Annotated in this window: 15 protein-coding genes and 2 pseudogenes; 8 read left to right on the plus strand and 9 right to left on the minus strand. The window is 72.8% G+C overall.

Annotation, left to right across the window (positions count from 1 at the left end; genetic code table 11):
• Together ACFVU9_RS23775 and ACFVU9_RS23780 are read left to right on the plus strand one after the other, a co-directional pair.
• Positions 1-308, plus strand: a pseudogene (locus ACFVU9_RS23775) (acetyl-coenzyme A synthetase); the annotation flags it as partial.
• Positions 309-395: 87 nt separating this feature from the next.
• On the plus strand, positions 396-1,043 hold the full coding sequence (locus ACFVU9_RS23780; protein WP_387596334.1) for a hypothetical protein: 648 nt from the start codon (positions 396-398) through the stop codon (positions 1,041-1,043).
• On the opposite strand, the gene ACFVU9_RS23785 is transcribed toward ACFVU9_RS23780, so the two are convergent.
• The gene (locus ACFVU9_RS23785) at positions 1,040-1,321 is read right to left on the minus strand and encodes an EsaB/YukD family protein (RefSeq protein ID WP_387596337.1); all 282 of its coding nucleotides are present in this window, start codon (positions 1,319-1,321) and stop codon (positions 1,040-1,042) included. The two genes, ACFVU9_RS23780 and ACFVU9_RS23785, sit on opposite strands and share 4 nt — an antisense overlap.
• Before the next feature lie 605 nt (positions 1,322-1,926).
• Here ACFVU9_RS23785 and ACFVU9_RS23790 point away from each other — a divergent pair.
• Together ACFVU9_RS23790 and ACFVU9_RS23795 are read left to right on the plus strand one after the other, a co-directional pair.
• Positions 1,927-2,667, plus strand: coding sequence for a DUF899 domain-containing protein (locus ACFVU9_RS23790; RefSeq protein WP_387596340.1), 741 nt, complete (start codon positions 1,927-1,929; stop codon positions 2,665-2,667).
• A gap of 236 nt (positions 2,668-2,903) precedes the next feature.
• The gene (locus tag ACFVU9_RS23795) at positions 2,904-5,642 is read left to right on the plus strand and encodes a LuxR C-terminal-related transcriptional regulator (RefSeq protein ID WP_387596343.1); all 2,739 of its coding nucleotides are present in this window, start codon (positions 2,904-2,906) and stop codon (positions 5,640-5,642) included.
• A gap of 53 nt (positions 5,643-5,695) precedes the next feature.
• Here ACFVU9_RS23795 and ACFVU9_RS23800 read toward each other — a convergent pair whose 3' ends face one another.
• Positions 5,696-7,552, minus strand: a complete 1,857-nt coding sequence (locus tag ACFVU9_RS23800) for a serine/threonine-protein kinase (protein ID WP_387596346.1) — start codon at positions 7,550-7,552, stop codon at positions 5,696-5,698.
• A gap of 373 nt (positions 7,553-7,925) precedes the next feature.
• Positions 7,926-9,266, minus strand: coding sequence for a GH1 family beta-glucosidase (locus tag ACFVU9_RS23805; RefSeq protein WP_387596349.1), 1,341 nt, complete (start codon positions 9,264-9,266; stop codon positions 7,926-7,928).
• A gap of 436 nt (positions 9,267-9,702) precedes the next feature.
• On the opposite strand from ACFVU9_RS23805, the gene ACFVU9_RS23810 reads away from it, so the two are divergent.
• A complete protein-coding gene (locus tag ACFVU9_RS23810; RefSeq protein WP_387596352.1) occupies positions 9,703-10,287 on the plus strand; it encodes an NADPH-dependent FMN reductase in 585 nt (194 codons plus the stop codon).
• Between the two features lie 6 nt (positions 10,288-10,293).
• Here ACFVU9_RS23810 and ACFVU9_RS23815 read toward each other — a convergent pair whose 3' ends face one another.
• The 6 genes and pseudogenes from ACFVU9_RS23815 to ACFVU9_RS23840 all read right to left on the minus strand — a co-directional run bounded on the left by ACFVU9_RS23815 (position 10,294) and on the right by ACFVU9_RS23840 (position 17,798).
• A complete protein-coding gene (locus ACFVU9_RS23815) occupies positions 10,294-10,980 on the minus strand; it encodes a TetR/AcrR family transcriptional regulator (RefSeq protein WP_387596355.1) in 687 nt (228 codons plus the stop codon).
• A gap of 10 nt (positions 10,981-10,990) precedes the next feature.
• On the minus strand, positions 10,991-12,151 hold the full coding sequence (locus ACFVU9_RS23820) for an FAD-dependent oxidoreductase (RefSeq protein WP_387596358.1): 1,161 nt from the start codon (positions 12,149-12,151) through the stop codon (positions 10,991-10,993).
• 141 nt (positions 12,152-12,292) lie between these two features.
• Positions 12,293-14,629 (minus strand): annotated as a pseudogene (locus tag ACFVU9_RS23825) (TIM-barrel domain-containing protein); the annotation flags it as partial.
• Between the two features lie 417 nt (positions 14,630-15,046).
• Entirely contained in the window at positions 15,047-15,889 is an 843-nt protein-coding gene (locus ACFVU9_RS23830; RefSeq protein ID WP_387596361.1) for a ketose-bisphosphate aldolase, read from the minus strand.
• Positions 15,890-16,034: 145 nt separating this feature from the next.
• On the minus strand, positions 16,035-16,715 hold the full coding sequence (locus tag ACFVU9_RS23835; RefSeq protein WP_387596364.1) for an ROK family protein: 681 nt from the start codon (positions 16,713-16,715) through the stop codon (positions 16,035-16,037).
• A gap of 231 nt (positions 16,716-16,946) precedes the next feature.
• Positions 16,947-17,798: an SIS domain-containing protein gene (locus tag ACFVU9_RS23840; protein ID WP_387596464.1), complete on the minus strand. Its 852-nt coding sequence runs from the start codon at positions 17,796-17,798 to the stop codon at positions 16,947-16,949.
• Positions 17,799-18,174: 376 nt separating this feature from the next.
• Here ACFVU9_RS23840 and ACFVU9_RS23845 point away from each other — a divergent pair, with 376 nt between their 5' ends.
• Genes ACFVU9_RS23845 through ACFVU9_RS23855 form a run of 3 tightly spaced genes read left to right on the plus strand, consistent with a single transcriptional unit; the run spans position 18,175 to position 21,169 of the window.
• Positions 18,175-19,434, plus strand: coding sequence for an extracellular solute-binding protein (locus tag ACFVU9_RS23845; RefSeq protein ID WP_387596367.1), 1,260 nt, complete (start codon positions 18,175-18,177; stop codon positions 19,432-19,434).
• Positions 19,431-20,351: a carbohydrate ABC transporter permease gene (locus ACFVU9_RS23850; RefSeq protein WP_387596370.1), complete on the plus strand. Its 921-nt coding sequence runs from the start codon at positions 19,431-19,433 to the stop codon at positions 20,349-20,351. The genes ACFVU9_RS23845 and ACFVU9_RS23850 overlap by 4 nt, the downstream gene beginning before the upstream one ends.
• On the plus strand, positions 20,327-21,169 hold the full coding sequence (locus tag ACFVU9_RS23855) for a carbohydrate ABC transporter permease (protein WP_387596467.1): 843 nt from the start codon (positions 20,327-20,329) through the stop codon (positions 21,167-21,169). The genes ACFVU9_RS23850 and ACFVU9_RS23855 overlap by 25 nt, the downstream gene beginning before the upstream one ends.
• Positions 21,170-21,174: the final 5 nt, after the last annotated feature.

Consider the following 21,174-nt stretch of genomic DNA (forward strand, 5'->3'; position numbering starts at 1 on the left):
GCGCCACCGACCCCACCACCGGCCAGGCCATCGTCGCCTTCGTCATCCTGCGCGGCGGCATCACCGAAACCCCCGACCTCGTCGACGAACTGCGCACCCACGTCGGCCGCACCCTCGGCCCCATCGCCAAACCCAAGCAGATCAAGGTCGTCGGCGAACTCCCCAAAACCCGCTCCGGCAAGATCATGCGCCGCCTCCTGCGCGACATCGCCGAAGGCCGCGAAGTCGGCGACACCACCACCCTGACCGATGCCGCCGTGATGACGTCCATCCAGGCGCAGCTGACCGACGGTTCACCCAGGAGCTGATCGCGTCCCCACACGGCGAGGGGCCGCTCACCGGTTCGCTCCGGTGGGCGGCCCCTCGCCATCGAACTCCACCGAGGATCAGCCGAGTTGACCTACCGACCCGCGCTCGCCGCCACCAAGGCCACCGCCGCGCTCGCCCTGCTCCCCTGCCTCCTGCTCCCCTGCCTCCTGCTCGCCGGCCTGGCCGCCGGACCCGAAGGTGCGGCCGCCCCTGCCCCTCCGGTCTCCCGAACACTGCGCGGGCTCGGCAACCTGACGGCCGACCAGTCCGGACTGAGGATGACGGCCTTCGGGGCGGACGCCTCGCACGCCGCCGACGGCGCCGCAGTGACCGCGATGCCGGAGAACGCCGAGGAGAACCAGGAGTGGCTCGTACGGCCCGCCGCCGGCGACGAACTCGTCCTCCAGTCGCTCCTGCCGAGCACCGGTGACGACGGGACCGGCCCCCTGGTGCTCACCACGGATCCGGACGGCTCGGTCTACCTCGCACACGAGCGGGCCGGGAGCAGCCCGGAGCAGGCGAGCCCGGACCAGTCATGGACGTTCGCGGACGTCACCGCCCCTCCCCGGTGGACCACACCCGGCGCCGCCCCCGCCGGGCGGTCCACCACCCGGCTCCGGATCCACGCCCACCGGGGCGGCTGCCTCGTCGAGCAGGGCTACGGCGAGCGGCTCGCGGTCGGAGGCTGCGACGATCCCAGGGCCTGGTGGACGGCAGAGGGCTTGACCGGCTAGCCGACGACAGCCGAGCAGGACAGGTGCAGGACCTCCCCGTCCCGCAGCCCCAGCGAAACGGCCGTGTCACCGGGTTCGAGCGGAGCACCGCCGAGACGCCGCAGCGCCCAGTCCCCGTCACCGGCCTGGCTTCCGGCAACGCACCGGACCAGCGCCGGAATGAGCCCCACGACCGGGACGGTGACCGGAACGGCCAGCTCGACGAGACCCTCCGGCCCCACGACGGTCAGCTCGCGGACGGCGTGCGCGGGAGAGATGGCGGTCAGCGTGGCGGTCATGGTGCTCCTCGGATGCGCGAAACGGCGGGGACGAACGACTCCGGCAACCACGTGCCACACCGTCCGGACCGACGCGTCCGGTGTCTCCCAGTGCCTCCACCCTAGGAACCGGGCAGCCCGAGGACATGACGACCGCCACCGACAGAATTGCGTCCCCGGACCGAAACCTTCGAAGCGCCATCCACCGCGGCCGGCGCCCCCGGTAGGTGGCGATCAGGTCGCGGTGGATGGGGTACGACGCCCTCGGGGTGCGGCGCTGCGGCACTGCGGCGCGAAGTCGACGTGGACGAGACCGAAGCGCTGGTGGCAACCCTCGACCGACCGGGGCGTACGGGGTCAGCGGGGCCCACGTCATCGTCCCGGGTCACGGCGCCCCGTTCCCCGCCGGGTCGGCCCCGCGCTGACGGCCCCGGAGGGACCGGGGATCCCGCCGCGCGATCACGTCACCGCACAGGCGATTCGGCTTGGCTTCGAGCACCCGCCGCCGCGCGCGTACGGTGGATGTATGGCCGGACGGGTAGCCGGTGGCAGGCACGGCCGGCTGCCACTGCGGGTGACCGCACGCCGCGATGTGGCGTTCTGCTCCCACACAGGAGGGAAAGGTCATGCCCGAGCACAGGATCGGCACGCAGGAGGAGTTCGAGGCGGCGCGAGCGGAGCTGCTCGCGGAGGAGAAGAAGCTCACCCGACGAAGTGACGAGCTCGCGCGGAAGCGGCGGGAGCTTCCCTGGGTGCCGGTCGAGAAGGACTACGGCTTCGAGACCGAGGGCGGGACCAAGTCGCTCGCGGACCTCTTCGGCGGGCGCTCGCAGCTGCTTGTCTACCACTTCATGTTCGGCCCGCCGTACGAGGCCGGATGCCCGGTCTGCTCCTCGATCGCGGACACCCTCGACCCCAACGCGGTCCACCTCAAAGCCCGCGACGTGACGCTGATCTGCTCCTCGCGGGCGCCGATCGCCAAGCTCCTCGCCTACCGGGAGCGGATGGGCTGGGGCTTCGACTGGGTCTCCACCGCCGGCAGCGACTTCCACCGCGACCTCGGCTTCCAGTACACCGCGGAGGAGCTGGGGCCGTTCCTCGCTGGCGACATCCCGCCGACCGTCCGGCAGATGGCGGAGGCCTGCGGCACCGACGTGCCCGGGTACGTCACCGAGGGACCCGGGCTGAGCGCCTACGCGCTCTCGAACGGCACCGTCCACCGGACGTACGTCACCACCGCACGCGGCCTTGAGCCCGCCATGGCCTACTACGGCCTCCTCGACCGGACGCCGCTGGGCCGGCACGAGGAGGGCGAGGAGACCCACTGGCTGCGCCGCCACGACGAGTACGGCCCGCCGACCGCCTGACCCTCGAACGGCCCGCCTCTTCGGCTCCGCTCCGGAGCCGAAGAGGCGGGCCGGACTCCTACGGCTTCGGCGAATGACCACGGCCAAGTGGCCTGGTAGGGCTGGTCACGTGTCGTCAAGCATGCGAGCGCCGTGAAGGGCTGGTGATTCTGTCGTTCGCTGCGACTAATGTGCCGGTCATGTCGGATGGAATGCAGGACGGCGGATCCATCCTCGAGGGTTCGCCGGCCTGGAGGATGGCTGCCAGAGGGCGTCAACTATTCGGGCGGGCGGGGGAGATCGAGACGCTGCTGGAGGTGCTGGGTGACCTGACGACGGCGGGCGGACGGGCGATCGCACTGGTCGGGGAGCCGGGCATCGGAAAGAGCGCGCTGATGTCCACGGCCGTCGCACACGCCAGGGCCGCCGGGGTCCGGGTGGACACGGCCCAGGGGCAGTACGCGAGCGCACCCGCGCTCCCGGGCCTGCGGTCGCTGCTGGACGAGCCCTGCGACGTGCGCGAGCAGGTGACGCGGGACGGCGCGGCGGTGGTCGCCGTGGACGACCTGCACCATCTTGCGGCCGATCGGATCCCGGGCCTGGAGCGGGTGCTCCAGGCGACCGCCAACGGCCCGCTGCTCTGTCTGCTCGCCTACCGGCAGCGCCAGCTCTCGCCCGCGCTCGCCGCCGTGCTGTCCCGCGCGATATCCGCCGGCCTGCTCGACGTGTGGCAGCTCGGGCCGCTCTCCCCGGCAGCGACCAGGGAGTTGCTCGGCGAGCGTCCCGACCTGGAGAAGCTCCACCACGAGGGCCAGGGCAATCCGCAGTACCTCACGATCATGGCCTCCGACGGCCAGGCGATGGCCGCGGCCGGTACGGCGATCCTCGGTGAGCTGGCCGGCCTCGATGACACCGCGCGCACCGTGCTCCACGCCGCGGCGGTGTTCGACCACTCGTTCCACCCGGAGCTGCTCGCCGCCGCGCTGGGGCTGGAGTTGCCCGAGACCATGCGGGCTCTGGACCTGCTCACCGGCCTCGACCTGGTACGGCCGGCCAACGCCGGAGCGAAGATGGTCCTGCGTCACCCGGCGGTGGGTGCGGTCGTGTACCAGCAGATCGAACCCAGCCGGCGCCGGGACCTGCACCGCCGCTCGGCGGCCGCGCTGGCCAAGCTCGCGGTGCCGATCGCCCGGCGGGCCCACCATGTGGCGCGGTCCCTCGACCCGAACGAGCCGGAGCACCTCACCACCCTGATCGCCGCCTCGCGAGACGCGCTGCACACCTCCCCCGCTGTGTCGGCCGGGTATCTCGAGGTCATACTGCCGCTGCTCCGGGAGGGTGGGCAGCACTGGCACGAAGCGCAGGTGCTGCTCGCGCAGACGCGGCTGCTGACCGGCGACGCCACCGAGAGCCGGGCGATGCTCGACACGCTGCGCCGACCGGCGGCCGGCCGACCGCCGCACGGAAACCACGCCGTGACCGCACTCGCCGACGCGAGCCGGGCCGAACGGCAACTCGGCCGCTACAGCGAGGCCGGCGCCGTGGCGCGTGCCGGGCTCACGGCCCTGGCCGACCGCGACTGCGCCGCGGCGGCCGCCCTGCACTCCGAACTCGCCGACTGCGCCTACGACCTGCAGGACTACGAGAGCTGTCGGCAGCACGCCGAGACGGCCGCCGCGATCGCCCGCCGGAACCACGACCGGGTCAATGAGGCCAAGTCCCTGGCCCAGGCGTCGCTCGCCCACCTGTTCACCGGGGACCTCGCCGCGGCCGACCGCACCGCGGACAGCGCGGTCGAACTCGTCGACGCCGTCTCCGACGCCACCCTCCTGACCAATCTTGAGGCGCTGTACCACGTGGGCACGGCCGAAGGGACCCTCGGACGCCTGGCCGCCGCCGAGCGTCACCTCACCCGGGGCGCGGCGCTGTCCCGGCGCACCGGGCAGACGTACATCCAGCCCGCGCTGCTGATGGCGCTGGCCGGCACCCAGCTGCGCTGCGGGGACCTGCGCCGCACGCTGGCCACGCTCGACGAGGCCGACCGGCACACCGAGTTCGACGGCAACCCGGCGATCCGGGCAGTGCTGGCGGTGCTCCGCTCGCAGGTCCTGCTGTGGCGGGGCGGCTCCGCCGAGGTGCGCGAGGTGCTCGCGTCGGCCGATCGCGCGGCGGCGCTCGCCGACGGTCAGTCCACCGCCTGGGCCGTCAACGTCCGCTGCTCCCATGCCGAACTCGTGCTGATCACCGGGGATCCGGCCCGGGCGAGCCGGCTGCTGCTGGACGCCGCAGGCGGCGTCCACCTGCCCCGGGTCACTGCCTGGTGGCAACCACGCTGCTACGAGACCCTGACGCAGGCTGCGATTGCCGAGGGGGACCGGACGATGGCCGAGCACTGGGCGCACCTCGCCGAGGCCCGGGTCGACGAGCTGCCCTCCGCCAACCGTCGCGGGTACGCCGGGCGCACACGCATGTGGGCCCACCGGATGCGCGGGGACGTCGAGCAGGCTCGGCTCAGCGGGCTGGCGGCGGTCGCGGACTTCACCGTCGGCGGTGAGCGCATCGAGATGGGCCGCACGCTGGTCGCGGTGGCCGCGCTCACGCTGGACGGCCTGCGGACCGAGCAGGTGGCCGGGTGGCTCGACCAGGCCGCGGCGCTGGCCCACCAGTGCGGCTCGGCCCGGCTGGCCGACGAAGTCTCCCACCAGCGCGCCCGGTTGTTCACCGCGCTGGCTTCGTCCGCTGCTCCCTCCGCCCTCGTCCCGTCCGATGCCCGGAGCGGGGCGGATCCGGCCGGGCTGGCCCTGCTCACCGGACGGGAACAGGAGATCGCCCGCCTCGCCGGCACCGGCCTGACCAGCGGAGAGATCGCCGGCACGCTGTTCCTCAGCGTGCGCACGGTCGACACCCACCTCGGCCGGGTCTACCGCAAACTCGGTGTCTCCAACCGGGCGAGCCTCACCCGCGCCCTGCTCGGCGAGGCACCCGACACGGCATGAGGGAGTCGTCGCCCAACGGCTGCTCCGCCCGCTACCTCCCCCCTCGGACGGGGTCAGGAGCTGCGTTGCCAGGTGCTCAGCGAGAGCTTGACCTCGCCGGTCTGTACGTCGGCGGTCTCGATGGTCGCGATCGCGATGCTGTTGGCGGTGCGGTCGCGGATGCAGAGCAACCGGCCGCCGTTCACCTGGGCGAAGCCGACGTCGGCTCTGGGCTGGGTGTCGATCGCGGCGTTGCACTGGGCCGGGGTGGACGACGGGTCGGTCAGCACGGCGAAGTCGGAGAGGTCGAAGCCGGCCGCGCGGAAGGAGTCGGCCGAGACGCCACCGGTGGGGCTCTGGTGCGTCAGGGCGAGGGCCCACTTGGGAGCGGTGACGGCAGGGGCCGTCTTCCCGCCTGCCAGGTCGACCTGGTAGGCCTGGCTGGCGTACAGGCTGGCCGGGATCGTCAGTTCGACCTTGTTCACCACCGGGGTGTAGCTCCCCGCCGTCGCGGGCGCCGAGCCGCCGCCGACCGAGCCGGGTGCGCTGGGCGCGCCACCGGCCGACGAGGCGCCGGCGCTGGCCGCACCGGCGGCCGCGCTGGTGGGCGCACCGGTGGCCGCGCTGGTGGGCGCGGTTGCGGGAGCCGTCGATGCGGGAGCCGTCGTCGACGCGACCGGGGACTTCGCGGCGGCCGGGGCCTGGGCGACGTCGCTGCCGCTGGTGGTCGACGTGTCGTGCCGGGTCAGCAGCACCCCGGCCAGCGAGCCGCCGAGCGCCACCACCACGGCGATGGTCACCAGGGTCTTCCAGGAAACGCCTTTCGCCTTGGCCTGCGGCGGTGCGAGGGGCGGCGCAGCCCCGGCGATCGGAACGGTCTGCTCCGGATATTGCGCACGTGCGGTGGGCATCTCACTGAGCGGTGGTGGGGGAACCGCCGCCGGCGTCGGGGTACCGAGCGAGGGCACCGAGTCCAGGACGGTGGGGGTCGGCAGTGTCCTGGGCAGGTCGGAACGGCGGATGATCTCGGTGGCCACCGGCGCGGGGAGCCAGTCGTCGGCGAACCGCAACTGCCCACCGATCTCGGGGCGGTTGCGGACGAGCTCGATGATCTCGGCAGGCGTGGGACGGTCCTCGGGCGACTTGGCCAGACAACGCTCCAGCAGCGCGCGCAGCTCGGCGGGCACCGCGTCCAGCTCCGGTGGCTCGTGCACCACCCGGTAGAGCACCGCGGTCTCCGGCCCTTCGCCGAACGGCTGCACGCCGCCGGCCACATAGGCGGCCAGCGCGCCCAGCGCGAAGACGTCAGTGGCGGGGGTGACCGGGCGGCCCTGGGCCTGCTCGGGCGCCATGTAGGCGGGCGAGCCGATCCGGACCCCGGTGCCGGTCAGCGCGGTGGTGTCAGCGGCCCGGGCGATGCCGAAGTCGATCACCCGCGGACCGTCGGCGGCGACCATCACGTTGGCGGGCTTCAGGTCGCGGTGCACCACGTCGACGCTGTGGATCGCCTGCAGCGCCTCGGCGATGCCGCCGAGCAGCAGCAGCACGGTGCGCACCGGCAGCCCGCCGTGCTCGCGCGCCACCTGCTGCAGCGAGGGGCCCGGCACGTAGGCGGTGACCAGCCAGGGGGTGTCGGCCTCGGTACCGGCGTCGATCACCTGGGCGGCGTACAGGCCGTGGATCCGCTGAGCGTTGGCCACCTCCCGGGTGAACCGGCGGCGGAACTCGGGGTCCTCGGCGAACTCGGGGCGGACCACCTTGAGGGCCACCGGGCGTCCGCCGGGCGTGTAGGAGAGGTAGACCCGGCCCATCCCGCCGGCCCCCAGACGCGCGTACAACCGGTAACCGGCTACTTCGGTCGGGTCGTCCGCCTGGAGGGGCTGAAAGGCGGGTGGCGGCGATGCGGCGTGGTGGAGATCGTCTGCAGGCATGGGCAGGGATTCGCCTCACTGTGTGTCACTTGTGGAAATTCAGGCAGCCCTTGAATTCGGCTGGAGTGCTCTGTCAGAAGCGGCCTCGCGCGGATTCCCCGGACGGCATTCACGTGCCGCCGACAAGGGTCGCTAGGTAATCCGCTTCTTGATTGCTCCTGTCACCCCGGGCAAGCCTCCCCGGCGACGGGGCCCACGGGCGTCAGTAGAACTACGCATTCCGACTACGTAATCCACCGGGTTCCACCGACCCCCAGCCGCAGGCACGGATCCACACGCCGCGCCAAGCCGCACTCAGCCACGAAAGATGCTTCGCAGAGCCCGACCGGACCTGAATCGAGTCCGGCGGGTGCCACAACAGCCCAGCCCCCGACTACCGCTCACCCCGGGCCCGGTGGGTGGCGATCAGGTCGCGGTACCAGGCGTACGACGCCCTCGGCGTGCGGCGCTGCGTCGCGAAGTCGACGTGGACGAGGCCGAAGCGCTGGTGGTAGCCCTCGGCCCACTCGAAGTTGTCGAGGAGGGACCAGGTGTAGTAGCCGCGGACGTCGGCGCCCTCGGCGATGGCTTGGGCGAGGGCGTCGAGGTGGGTGGCGAGGAAGTCGATGCGGGGGTGGTCGGGGGTGGTGGACTCGTCGACGGAGCAGCCGTTTTCGGTGATGGTGATGGGCGGGAGGGCTTCGCCGTACATCTTCCGCAGGCTGGCCAGGAGTTGGCGCAGGCCGTCGGGGACGACGGGCCAGCCGAAGGCGGTGTGGGGGGCCTCGGGGATGTCGACGAGGTCGAAGGGCAGGCCCGGGGAGGTGGGGGCGGCGACGCGGGTGGGGTTGTAGTAGTTGAGGCCGAGGCCGTCCAGGCGCGGGGTGTGGATGAGGTCGAGGTCGCCGTCGCGGACGGCGCCGTAGATGTCGTCGGGGACGCCCAGGGCGGAGAGGTCGGGGTAGCGGCCGAGGAGGACGGGGTCGGTGAACAGGCGGTTGTGCAGGGCGTCGTAGGCCTCGGCGGCGGCTGCGTCTTCGGGTGACGAGGAGGCCGGCCACACCGGGGTGAGGTTGTTGGACAGCATCACCTCCAGGCCCCGCTCGTGGAGCAGCGAGGCGGCCAGGCCGTGGGCGAGGAGCTGGTGGTGGGCCGCGGGCAGGGCCTCGAACATGAGGGTGCGGCCGGGGGCGTGGGTGCCCAGGGCGTAGCCGAAGACGGTGTGGACGAAGGGCTCGTTGAGGGTGATCCAGGCGGGGATCCGGTCGCCGAGGCGGTCGGCCACGAGGGTGGCGTACTCGGCGAAGCGGTACGCCGTCTCGCGGTTGAGCCAGCCGTCGGCGTCCTCCAGAGTCTGTGGGAGGTCCCAGTGGAAGAGGGTGGGCAGCGGGGTGATGCCGGCTTCCAGGAGGGAGTCGACCAGGCGGTCGTAGAAGGCCAGGCCGGCGGGGTTCACAGGCCCCGTGCCGGTGGGCAGGATGCGGGACCAGGCGATGGAGAAGCGGTAGCCGTCCAGCCCGAGGCCCTTCATCAGGGCGATGTCCTCGGCGTACCGGTGGTAGTGGTCGCAGGCGACCGCTCCCGTGTGCCCGTCCCGGACGGCGCCGTGGCGCGCGGTGAAGACGTCCCAGACGGACGGGCCGCGGCCGTCCTCCTCCACCGCCCCCTCGATCTGGTAGGCGGCGGTGGCGGCACCCCAGCGGAATCCGGAGGGCAGGTCGAGGCGGTTCGGCATGGCAGCCTCCCGAGGCAAACATGAGGAGTACTCATGTTATCGCCGTGCCGCCGGAACGCCAGAGGACGGGTTTCCGCGTTCCAGCAGGGCGAGCCGGGTGTCGCGCCGCTGGGTGGCCTGGGGGCAGAGGCGGCGAGCACCGGCACGGCGGCGAACGGCTCGCCCCGCCACGAGTCCAGCAGGGCAAGCACAGGAGGAGGGCAGCAGCGTTCGCACCTCCGGGCCGGCGAGCAGCAGCGGCCCGAGCAACCCGAACCGGACCCCTGCGCCGGAACCCCCGTAGTGACGACCGGTCGCATCGACGGAGGAGGAGCAGGCTTCCTTGACAGCTGCCGCCGCGGCCGGACGGGGCTTGACGTCAAGTGCGCTTGAACTTCGATCATATGGACGTCGCCCCGCAGCGGGGCGCGCAGATCCGACTGTCGAGGAGTTCCCCATGTCCGCCACGCCCCTCCGTCTCGCCGTCATCACCGGTAGCGTCCGGGACGGCCGGTTCGGGCCGACCGTCGCCAACTGGGTCGCCTCGCTCGCCAAGGAGCGGGACGACCTGCTGGTCGATGCGATCGACCTCGCCGACCACCCGTTGCCGCACGAGCTGTCCCACAACCCCGGCAAGGAGGTTGCGCAGGTGCTGGCCGGGGTCTCGCCGCGGCTGGCCGAGGCGGATGCCTTCATCGTGGTCACCCCGGAGTACAACCACAGCTTCCCGGCCTCGCTGAAGAGCCTGATCGACTGGCACGGGAAGGAGTGGGCGGCCAAGCCGGTCGGCTTCGTCTCCTACGGCGGCCTGTCCGGTGGCCTGCGGGCGGTGGAGCAACTGCGGCAGGTCTTCGCCGAGATGCACTCCGTGACCGTCCGTGACGTGGTCAGCTTCCACAACTGCTGGGGGCTCTTCGACGAGACCGGCGCGCTGAAGGAGCCCGTCGGCGCGACGGCCGCCGCGACCACGCTGTTCAACCAGCTCGGCTGGTGGGGACAGGCCCTGCGCGAGGCCCGGGAGAAGAAGCCCTACGGCAACTGACGGGCACTAACGCGGGGTGGCGGCCGTCCCGTTGATCACCATGCGGAAGGTCCACGCGAGGCGGTCCTCCGGGGTGCCGGCGAGCAGGGCGGGGCCGAGGGCCGCGATGCGGGGGTGCTCGGGGGCGGTGGCGGCGAGCAGGGTTTCGGCGAGGGCGGTGTGTTCGGCCTCGGCGCCCGGGTCGGCGTCGCGGGCGGACTGTTCGGCGGCCGTCGCGGTGGCCACGAGCAGCAGGACGTCCACACCCCAGGCCGCCTGCCTGTCCGGCACGCCGCCCTCGTGCAGCAGCGCGAGGAGCGCCTCCACGACGGCGAGGTAGTGCGGGCCCGACGGGCGGGTGACGAGTGCGGTGTGGGCGAGCGCCGGATGCCGGAACAGCACCCCGGTGTACGAGCCGAGGACGGCCGCCAGGCGCTCGCGCCAGTCGCCGGCCGCCCGCACCGGCGCGAGGTCCACCGCGCCGAGGAACTCCTCCAGGATCGCCGCGTGCAGCTCGGCCGTGTTGGCGACGTACACGTAGAGCGAGGCCGGGCCGGTGTCGAGCTCCTGCGCGAGGCGGCGCATGGTCACCCGCTGCAGTCCCTCGGCCTCCAGGATCCGGACGGCGGCGGCGACGATGCCCTCGTAGGTGAGGGCCGGCTTGGCCGGGCGTTCGCGGCGGCTGCGGGGGCGGGGCGTCGGGGTGCTGCTCATGCCGCCCACCTTAGGCCGCGGGCCCGGTGACCAGGTCGAGCATCCCCTGGAGCCCGTCCGGCCCGAACATCCGCTCCAGGTTGGCCGCCGACTCCGCCGCCGAGGCCTCGCTGCGCGGGAACAGCTCCCGCTCGTACGCCGCGAGCGCCGCCTCGGCGGCGCCGGGGTGGGCGGCGATCGCCGCGCCCAGTTCGGCGCCGTCGAGCATGGCGAGGTTGGCGCCCTCGCCCGCGAACGGGGACATCAGGTGGGCGGCGTCGCCGAGGAGCGTGACGCCCGGGACGCGCTCCCAGCGGTGGCCGACCGGCAGGGCGTGGATGCGGCGCCCGACGAGCGGCCCGTCGGCGTCGGCGACGAGGGCGCGCAGGCCGTCGGACCAACCGTCGAACTCGGCGAGGACGGCCCGCTTGACCGCTGACGGATCAGCGGCGCCGAGGCCGTCCAGCCACTCCTCCCCCACCCGCAGGGCGGTGTAGACGTGGATGCTGCCGTCCGTTTCGAGGTGGCCGAGGAAGCCGCGGTCCTCGGCGAGCGCCATGAAGAACCCGCCGCCGACGAGCGCGGCGGCCTCGGGGTGACGGACGGCGGCGTCGTGCAGGTCGGCCTCGACGAAGGAGATGCCGGTGTAGGCGGGGACGGCGTCGGACAGCAGCGGGCGGACCCGCGACCACGCGCCGTCGGCACCGATCAGCAGGTCGGTGGTGAGGGTGCCGCCGTCGGCGAAGGCGACCTCGTGGCGGCCGTCACCGAGCGCCCGGACGCCGGTGGCCTTGCGGCCCCAGCGGACCGTCCCGGCGGGGAGGGAGCCGAGGAGGAGGTCGCGCAGGGCGCCGCGGTCCACCTCGGGGCGGCCGCCGGTGCCGTCGTCCGGGGCGTCGAGCCGGACGGTGCCGTCCGGGGCGACCAGCCGCATGGCCTCGCCGCCCTCGTGGACGAGGGCGCGGAAGCCGTCGTACAGGCCGGCCGCGTGCAGGGCGCGCTGGCCGGACTCCTCGTGGATGTCGAGCATGCCGCCCTGGGTGCGGGCCTCGGGGGACGCCTCCAGGTCGAACACGGCGGCCTCGACACCGTGAACGTGGAGCACGCGGGCGAGGGTCAGGCCGCCGAGGCCGGCTCCGAGGACGGCGATCGGGACGTGGGCGGGGACGGGGGCCGGGTTGCGCTGGGTCATGTCCGCTCCTTCGGGTCGCTGTCCTCTCCACGGTAACGAACATGTTCGTTACGAACAAGTTCGCCGAGACGAAGAAGGGGGGAGGGCGGAGGCCCGAAGACCTCCGCCCTCCCCCGGCTCAGCCCGGCTCGACCAGGCTCAGCCCGCCAGCGGTCCGGCTCCCGCCAGGAGCAGCGAGAAGCCCGAGTCCGTCGGCTGCTGCGGCGTCTTCACGTGCACCACGCCCGCCGCCGCGTCGTAGAACCACCCCGCGCCCGCCGCGTCCAGCCCGGCCTGCGAGGAGTAGCCGTCCAGCGGCTCGTGGTCCAGGAGCACCGCGCCCGGCCCGGCCCCGGCGTGGACGGTGAACTCGTAGGCGCGCGCGGCCGGCTTGCCCGTGTAGTCGCCCACGCTCGGGCCCACGTCCACGGTGGTCACGCCGTGCCCGCGCCCGACCGAGCGGACCGACACCTCCTGGGTGGCACCCGCGCCCTGCTCGTGCGCGCGCGTCGTGCCGTCGTCCTCGTAGAGCGTGAAGGAGGACTCGCCGCCCTTGGCGTAGACGTCGTAGGAGAGCCGGCCGGTGTCGCGGGTCTGCCACGACAGCGTGCCCTGCGGCCACATCGGCACGACGGCTCCGGCCCGGACGAACAGCGGCAGGGTGTCCAGCGGCGCCTGGTAGCCGTTGACCGTGGTCGGGCCCTCGTACGTCTTGCCCGTCCAGTAGTCCACCCACGTGCCCTTCGGCAGGTAGATGCCGTTGCGGACGGACGAGTTGTCGTACACCGGCGCGACGAGGAAGTCGCTGCCGCTCATGAACTCGTACTTCGCCGCGTCGCCCCACGTGTTCGGGTCGTCCGGGTACTCCAGCACGAGCGGCCGCACCGCGCCGACGCCCGTGCGGTGCGCCTCCTCGGCGAGCGTGTAGAAGTACGGCAGCAGGCGCTCCTTGAGCTGGAGGTAGCGCCGGTTGACCGAGGTGTACGGCTCGCCCGCCCGCCACGGCTGCTTGTCGGCGGCCGCCCAGCCGTCCATGGTCATGATGGCCGGGACGAAGGTCTTCCATTCCAGGTCCCGGGTCTCCACCTTCGGGTCGCTGCCGAAGATGCCGCCCACGTCACCGGTGTTGTACGCGATGCCGGACATGGCCGCGCCCGCGTACGTCGGGATCTGCCAGCGCACGTAGTCGTACGTGCCCTTCTGGTCGCCGCTCCACAGCACGCCGCAGCGCTGTGCGCCGGCCCAGGAGACGGGGAGCCAGACGAAGCCGCGGGCGTCGCTGTTCTGCTCGATGCCGTCCTTGGCCTTCAGACAGCCGTCCAGCGCGAACTTGTAGCCGGGGCCGACCCAGGCGACGTCCAGCTTGCGCACCCGCACGCCCGCCTTGACCTCCTCGCCCTGGTTGGGCAGGCCGGTCGACGTCCACAGGCCCAGCTGCATCTGGTGGTCGCGCAGGCCCTGGCCGGTCTGCTGGAGGTTCTCGTAGCCGCAGCCGTAGCCGTCGTTGACGAGCATCCAGCCGAGCGGCTGCTGGTTGGCGGTGTAGCCGTCGGCGACCTTGAGGGCGTCCAGGGTGTGCCGCTCGCCGCGGTTGGCGTTGTGCAGGTAGCAGTCGGAGTCGCCCGGTTCGAGGCCGTAGACGGGCGGCATGAAGGGCTTGCCGACGAGGTCGGTGTAGGCGCCGATGATGTTCTTGAGGTCCGGGCCGTAGAAGTAGTAGCCGTCGAAGCGGCGTTCGCGCTCGGACGTCTGCACCGGGTCGCCGAAGGTGTACGTGCCGGGGGCGTAGGTGTGGCGGAAGACGCCGTAGCCGGCCGAAGAGAGGTAGAAGGGCTGGGAGTTGTTGAACCCGCCCTCGTTCCAGTTGTAGTCGTTGGCGACGTGGACGGTCCTGCCCCGGTGGGAGAACGAGCCGTTCTGCTCGCCCGCGCCGTAGAACTGCTCCTGCGGCCCGCGGGCGAGGGTCTGCTGCATCGCGTCCTGGGTCCAGGTGAGGCCGCGGGTCTCCTCCCAGACGCGCTTGGTGTCGTCGTCGGTGTAGAGCGCGAAGCGCAGCGGCTGCTTGTACGCGCGCAGGGTGAGGTGCGCGGAGCTGATCGCGTAGTAGTCGCCCTCGTCGCGCTCCTCGACCGTCTTGAGGGTGGGCGGAGTCGTCGCGATCATCTCGCCGACGGGCGGGGCCGTGAAGGTGCCGTCCGGGCTGAACTGCAGGCGGAAGGCGTCCTCGGTGGTGAAGTCCACGCGGGCGCGGGCCGTCGCGCCCGCCTGGATCAGGTAGCCGTCGCCGTCCCGGGCGATGCCGGTCGCGTCGCCGACGGTGGTGGGCTCGGGGAGCAGCGCGGTCGCGGTGTAGGAGGAGTTCTTGACGGAGTAGGGCACCACCAGCACCTGGTAGGTGCCCGACGCGTCCGGGATCACGGCGGTGGTGGGGACGGCGCCGGTCTGGTTCTCGGCGACCTTGCGGCCCGCGCCGTCGTAGACGTAGAGGTCGAACTCCATGGTCGGGTCGGGCCAGCTGATCGAGACCGGCACGCCGCCGTCGGGGTGGCCCTGCCAGTAGCCGGCCGGGACGTCCACGGTGATCGAGAAGCGGTCGCAGACCTTGCCGTCCGGGTCGGCGGCGGCGCTCGGGCAGTGCGCGGGGTCGGGCACGGCGCCGTTGGCGTAGGTGGGGCTCTGCCAGGTCACCGTGCGGTGGCCGGGCGAGAGCGTGCCCGCCGACGGCGTCGCGGCGCGGGCCGCGGGGACGGCGCCGAGCAGCGCGCACAGCAGCGCGAGCACGGTGGTCAGGACGCCTCGGGGGTGCGGGCGGCGTAAGCGGTGGCGCATGGACGGCATGGGGCGTGTCACCTTCCGTTCGTCGGGGGGCGTCTCGTCGGGGGGCGTCTGTGTTGGCCGCCCGTCCGCTCACCGTCCTCAGGAAGGGTTCGCCCGGAGGACGGTGAGCAGGCGGGCGACCTCGGCGGCCGTCGCGGCGCGGCCGGCCCCGAGGTAGCGGCGGGTGTCCACGAGCCGCACGTCGTCCGCGAGGGCGCGCCGGACGGAGGCGGTGAACACCCGGTTGAGCTGGGTGGCGATGTTGACCTTCGTGATGCCGTGCTCGACGGCCCGGGTCAGGTCCTCGTCCGCGACGCCCGAGGACCCGTGCAGCACGAGCGGCACCGGCACGGCCTCGCGCAGCCGCGCGATGAGGGCGAAGTCGAGGACGGCGTCCCGGGTGGCCATCGCGTGCGAGGAGCCGACGGCGACGGCCAGCGCGTCGACGCCCGTCCCGGCGGCGAAGTCGGCCGCCTCGTCCGGATCGGTGCGCACCCCCAGCGCGTGGACGCCGTCCTTGCCGCCGATCTCCCCCAGCTCCGCCTCCACCCAGACCCCGGCCGCGTGACAGCGGGCCACGACCTCGGCGGTCCGGCGGAGGTTGTCGGCGTGGGCGAGCGCGGAGGCGTCGAACATGACCGAGGAGAAGCCCAGGTCGACGGCCTCGGCGACGAGTCCGGCGGACGTCGCGTGGTCGAGGTGGACGGCCACGGGAACGGTCGCCCGCCGCGCGAGCGCGAGCGTCGCGGCGGCGACCGGCGCGAGGGCGCCGTGGTAGCGGACGGCGTTCTCGCTGAGCTGGAGGACCACCGGCGCCCCGACCGCCTCGGCCCCCGTCACGATGGCCTGCGCGTGCTCCAGCTGGATGACGTTGAACGCCCCGACCCCCCGGCCGTAGGCGACTGCGGGGGCGACGATGGCACCGGTACCGGTCAGGGGCATCGGGGACTCCTCGGGTCGGGGTGGCGGGGGCGGGGGCGGGCGACACCGGCTCCGCAGCGGCCGATCGGACACTCGCGCAGCGCGGGAAGTCGAACCGGCCGACTTCCCGCGCACGCCCCCTCCGCGCACGCCCCCTCCACGCCCGTCACGTCCCCGTCTCCGCCGCCAGTTCGCGGGCCAGGAGGGCTGCGCCCTGGCAGCCGGCGCGGGGGCCCAGTTCGGCGGGGACGATCTCGGGGACGGTCTGGAACGTCAGGCGGGCCGCGAGGGCGGTCCGGAGCGGGGCCAGGTGGAGTTCGCCCGCTTCGGCGAGGCCGCCGCCGATCACGATGCGCTCGGGGTCGAGCAGGGTGACGGCGGCGGCGAGGCCTTCCGCGAGGGCGTCGACGGCCTCGCGCCAGACGGTGACCGCCGCGAAGTCGCCGGTGCGGGCGCGTTCGGCGACCTCCTTGGCGTCCGTCCCGGTGCGGCCGGTCCTGCGGGTGTAGCGGCGGGCGATCGCGGCGGCCGACGCGACTGTCTCCAGGCAGCCCCGGCCGCCGCACCCGCACGGTTCGCCGGCGGCGAGTTCCACCGGGAGGTGGCCGAGTTCACCGGCCTTGGCGTGGCTGCCGGTCAGCGGGCGGCCGTCGACGACCAGGGCCGCCGCGACGCCGGTGCCGACCGGGACGAACAGGAAATTGCCGCTGCCCCGACCGGCCCCCAGGCGGGCTTCGGCGAGGCCGCCGGCCCGGACGTCGTGGGCGAGGGCGACGGGGACGCCGAGTTCCTCCGCGAGCCGGTCGCGGACGGGCAGCCGGTGCCAGCCGAGGTTCGCGGCGAGCACCGACCGACCGGCCGGCCGGCTCGTCGACGATGCCGGGGATCGCGACGCCGGCCGCCACCGGGCGGTAGTGGTCGGCGAGTTCGCGGGCGGTGGCGAGCACCGTCGCGAGTACTGCCTCCGGGCCGTGCTCGGCGCCGGTGGGGCGGCGGGTGGCGGCCCGCAGGCGGCCGTCCGGGCCGGCCGCGCCGCCCTTGACCCAGGTGCCGCCGACGTCGAGCGCGATGACCGTGGTCACGGCCGGGTGAGGACGATCGACCGGGTGAGGTGGCGCGGCCGGTCGGGGTCGAGGCCGCGGGCCTTGGCGAGTTCGACGGCGAGCCGCTGGGCGCGGATCAGGTCGGCGAGCGGGTCCAGGCCGGTGACGGAGGTGGTCGCGCCGATCTCGCGGACCTGGTCGAGGAGTCCGGCCGGCGGCTCGCCGAAGAACCAGACGACGGTGTCCGGAGCGGTGACGCTGATCGGGCCGTGCCGGTACTCCATCGCCGGGTAGGACTCCGTCCACGAGCCGGAGGCCTCGCGCAGCTTCAGCGCCGCCTCGTGCGCGAGACCGACGGTCCAGCCGGTGCCGAGGAAGGTGAACTGCCGTGCGTCGAGGGCGCCTTCGGGCAGGTCGGCGGCCAGCGCCCGTTCGGCCTGGGCGGGCAGGTCGGCCGGGGCGTGGCCGAGCCGGGCGCGCAGCAGGGCGAGGGTGGTGGTGGCGAAGCGCGTCTGGACCACCGACTCCTCGTCCGCGAAGGCCAGGTCGACGACGGTGTCGGCGACGGCGCTGATCGGGGTCGTGGGGTCGCCGGTGATCGCGGTGCGGGGTGTGCGGTCGGCGCGCGCGAGCGCGGTCAGCACCTCGGTGGTGGTTCCGGAGCGGCTGAGGGCGAGGAGCCGGTCGTAGCGGCGGTCGGCCGGGTACTCGGAGGCCGGGAAGGCGTCCGTCTCGCCGTGGCCGGCGGCCTCGCGCAGCGCCGCGTAGGCCTGGGCGACGTAGAGCGAGGTGCCGCAGCCGATGACGGCCACCCGCTCGCCCGGTTCGGGCAGCCCGGCCGGGTCCAGTTCCGACGCCCGCCGCCAGCAGTCCGGCTGATCCGCGATCTCACGCTCGACGTGACTCCGATTGACGTGACTCTGGTTGACGTGACTCCGGTTGACGTGACTCTGGTTGACGTGACTCACAAGGGCCTCCCCGCCTACGGCGCCAACAGCTCCCACGGCACTTCTGCTCAAATCTGCCGCACTTCACGCCCAACAGATCAAGATTGAGCAACCGGCGGCGAGGCTACACGCAGTTCCAGTCACACGGAAGGGTGCCTTCTCGCCACGGCCCGTACGGCAACACTTCGATAACGCGCCCGTCATGGCCATCGCCAACGGGGCACACTCTGGGCACGCTACTGATCGAACTTGATTGGTGATCTGCGCGATCGCACAACTTCACGCAGTTCGTAGACTCGCAAAGGCGGTCCTGCACATGAAGCGGCCTCTCCTCGCCCTGTCGGCGGCCACCCTGGCCGGCACGCTCGCCCTGTCGGCGTGCAGCAAGGGCTCCGGCTCCGGCGGCACGTCCGCCGACGGCGTCACCACGATCCGGTTCGTCGCCGCCGACTACGGCTCCAACGGGCAGAACCCGAGCCAGGCGTACTGGCAGGGCGTCATATCCGCGTTCGAGCAGCAGAACCCCAAGGTCAGGGTGGACCTCCAGGTCATCAACTGGAACGACCTCGACACCCAGGTCAAGACCATGGTCCAGAACGGCAACCAGCCCGACCTCCTGCAGACCGGCGGCTACGCCGACTACGCGAAGAACGGCATGCTCTACCCGGCAGGCGACGTCCTCTCCGCAGCCACCGCCGACGACTTCGTCCCGGCCCTCGCGAAGGCCGGCGTGCAGGACGGCACCCAGTACGGCGTCCCGTTCGTCTCCAGCGCCCGGATGTTCCTGATCAACAACACGCTCTTCCGCAAGGCCGGTCTCGACCCCGCCAATCCGCCGAAGACCTGGGACGACGTCACCGCCGCCGCGACCGCCCTCAAGAAGGCGGGCGTCGAGGTGCCGCTCGGGGTGCCGCTCGGCAAGGAGGAGGCGCAGGGCGAGTCGTTCATCTGGATGCTCGGCAACCACGGCGGCTACCAGGACGCGGGCGGCAAGTACGCCATCAACTCCCCCGCCAACGTGGCCACGTTCACCCAGCTGAAGTCCTGGGTCGACGCGGGCCTGACCGAGCAGAGCCCGGCGGCCGTCAACCGCACCGACCTCACCAAGGACTTCGCGTCCGGCAAGGTCGGCATGCTCAACGGCATCCCCACCCTGCTGGGCGACGTCAAGACCATGGACGTCAGCTGGACCGCGATGCCCGGGAAGGACGGCGCGAGCCCGTCCACGCTCGGGGTGGCCGACTGGGTCATGGCCTTCAAGAAGGGCGGCCACAAGGAGCAGGTCAAGGCCTTCCTCGACTTCGCCTACGCCAAGGACAACGCGGTGAAGTTCGCCAAGGAGTACAGCCTGCTGCCGGTCACGAAGTCCGCGCTCACCGCCCTCCAGGCCGACCCCGACGAGCAGGCGCTCGCGCCCTTCCTGCGCATCCTGCCGACCGCCACCTTCTACCCGCTCAGCGACCCGACCTGGCCGGGCGTCTCGGCCCAGGTCAAGACGCAGATCGGCACCGCCGTCAGCGACCCGAAGAAGGCGCTGGACGCGCTCCAGCAGGCCGCCGTCCAGGCCGGCCAGTGACCGTGCCGCACCCACCGCGCCGCCGGGACCCGCTGCGCCACCGGGACCCCCTGCGCCGTCTCGGCCCGGTGCCGTGGATCGCGCCCGCCGTCCTGCTGATCCTCGCCGTGGTCGTCTGGCCGGTGGTGGAGATGGTCCGCACCTCGCTGCGGCGCATCGACACCACCGGCACCGACCACGGCGCGGCCGGCCTGGCCAAGTACCGCAAACTGTTCGCCGACCCGCGCCTGCCCGAGGTCCTCGGCTGGACGGTGCTCTGGACGGTCGCCGTCGTCGGCCTGACCATGCTGCTCTCGCTCGCCCTCGCCCAGCTCTTCAACCAGGAATTCCCCGGCCGACGGATCACCCGCTGGGCCCTCATCGCCCCCTGGGCCGCCTCCGTCCTCATGACCGCGATCGGCTTCCGCTGGATGCTCGACCAGGTCGCCGGCGTCCTCAACCGCCTCCTGCTCGACCTCGGCCTCATCGACCGCCCACAAGCCTGGCTCGGCGACGCCACCCACGCCAAACCCTGGCTCATCGCCGTCGCGGTCTTCGTCTCCCTCCCCTTCACCACCTACACCCTCCTCGCCGGCCTCCAGACCATCCCCACCGAGGTCTACGAAGCCGCCCGCGTCGACGGCGCCACCCGCCGCCAGACCTACCGGCTCGTCACGCTGCCGCTGCTGCGCCCGGCCTTCCTCGTCGCCCTCGTCGTCAACCTCATCAACGTCTTCAACTCCTTCCCCGTCATCTGGGGCATGACCCAGGGCGGACCCAACGCCGACACCGCCACCACCACCGTGTTCATGTACATGCTGCGCGGCTACGACGTCGCCGAATCCGCCGCCATGTCCGTCGTCAACTTCGCCGCCGTCATCGTCATGGTGCTGCTCTTCCTCAAGGTCAGCCGCTGGAACGAGGAGCAGGGCCAGTGAAACGCTTCGACCCCCGTACCCTGCTGCCGGCCGCCGCCGCCTGGGCGCTGGCGGCCCTGTTCCTGCTGCCGTACCTGGAGATGCTCGTCACGGCGGGCCGCCCGGCCGGCGAGCTGCGCGACAACGGCTACCTGCCGGACCACTTCGACTGGTCGTCGTTCACCGCGGTGTGGCGGGACACGACGCTCGGCCAGAACCTCCAGGTGACCCTGGTGGTCGCGGGCGGCTCGACGCTGCTGGTGCTGCTGGTCGCGCTGCCCGCCGCGTACTACACGGCGCGGGTCCGCTTCCGGGGGCGCCGGGCGTTCCTGCTGCTGGTGCTCGTCACGCAGATGTTCCAGCCGACGGCGCTCCAGGTGGGCCTCTACCGCGAGTTCTACGCGCTCGACCTGCTGGACACGGTCCTCGTGCTGGTGCTCGCCAACGCCGCGTTCAACCTGGCGTTCGCGATCTGGATCCTCAGCGCCTACATCGCCTCCATCCCGGTGGAGCTGGAGGAGGCGGCCCGGATCGACGGCACCGGGCGGCTGGGCGCGCTGTGGCGCGTCACGCTGCCGCTGGCGCTGCCGGGGGTGGTGACAGCGGTGATCTTCACGTTCATCGCGGCCTGGAACGAGTTCATCATGGGCCTGACCCTGACGACCTCCCCGGACCGGCAGCCGCTGACCGTCGGGATCAACAACATGATCGGCGCCTACAGCGTGCAGTGGAACCAGGTGTTCGCCGCGTCGCTCGTCGCGATCGTGCCCGTCGTCGTCCTGTTCGCGGTGATCGAACGGCACGTCGTCTCGGGCCTGACCGCCGGCTCGGTCAAGTAGCCGCC

The sequence above is a fragment of the Kitasatospora sp. NPDC057936 genome, assembly GCF_042887525.1.
GTDB lineage: Bacteria > Actinomycetota > Actinomycetes > Streptomycetales > Streptomycetaceae > Kitasatospora.

What these genes read in the sequence shown, in the direction of transcription:
- ACFVU9_RS23785 (WP_387596337.1), bottom strand. Translation starts at nt 1,321, where the DNA reads ATGACCGCCACGCTGACCGCCATCTCTCCCGCGCACGCCGTCCGCGAG.
- ACFVU9_RS23790 (WP_387596340.1), top strand. Translation starts at nt 1,927, where the DNA reads ATGCCCGAGCACAGGATCGGCACGCAGGAGGAGTTCGAGGCGGCGCGA.
- ACFVU9_RS23795 (WP_387596343.1), top strand. Translation starts at nt 2,904, where the DNA reads ATGGCTGCCAGAGGGCGTCAACTATTCGGGCGGGCGGGGGAGATCGAG.
- ACFVU9_RS23800 (WP_387596346.1), bottom strand. Translation starts at nt 7,552, where the DNA reads ATGCCTGCAGACGATCTCCACCACGCCGCATCGCCGCCACCCGCCTTT.
- ACFVU9_RS23805 (WP_387596349.1), bottom strand. Translation starts at nt 9,266, where the DNA reads ATGCCGAACCGCCTCGACCTGCCCTCCGGATTCCGCTGGGGTGCCGCC.
- ACFVU9_RS23810 (WP_387596352.1), top strand. Translation starts at nt 9,703, where the DNA reads ATGTCCGCCACGCCCCTCCGTCTCGCCGTCATCACCGGTAGCGTCCGG.
- ACFVU9_RS23815 (WP_387596355.1), bottom strand. Translation starts at nt 10,980, where the DNA reads ATGAGCAGCACCCCGACGCCCCGCCCCCGCAGCCGCCGCGAACGCCCG.
- ACFVU9_RS23820 (WP_387596358.1), bottom strand. Translation starts at nt 12,151, where the DNA reads ATGACCCAGCGCAACCCGGCCCCCGTCCCCGCCCACGTCCCGATCGCC.
- ACFVU9_RS23830 (WP_387596361.1), bottom strand. Translation starts at nt 15,889, where the DNA reads ATGCCCCTGACCGGTACCGGTGCCATCGTCGCCCCCGCAGTCGCCTAC.
- ACFVU9_RS23845 (WP_387596367.1), top strand. Translation starts at nt 18,175, where the DNA reads ATGAAGCGGCCTCTCCTCGCCCTGTCGGCGGCCACCCTGGCCGGCACG.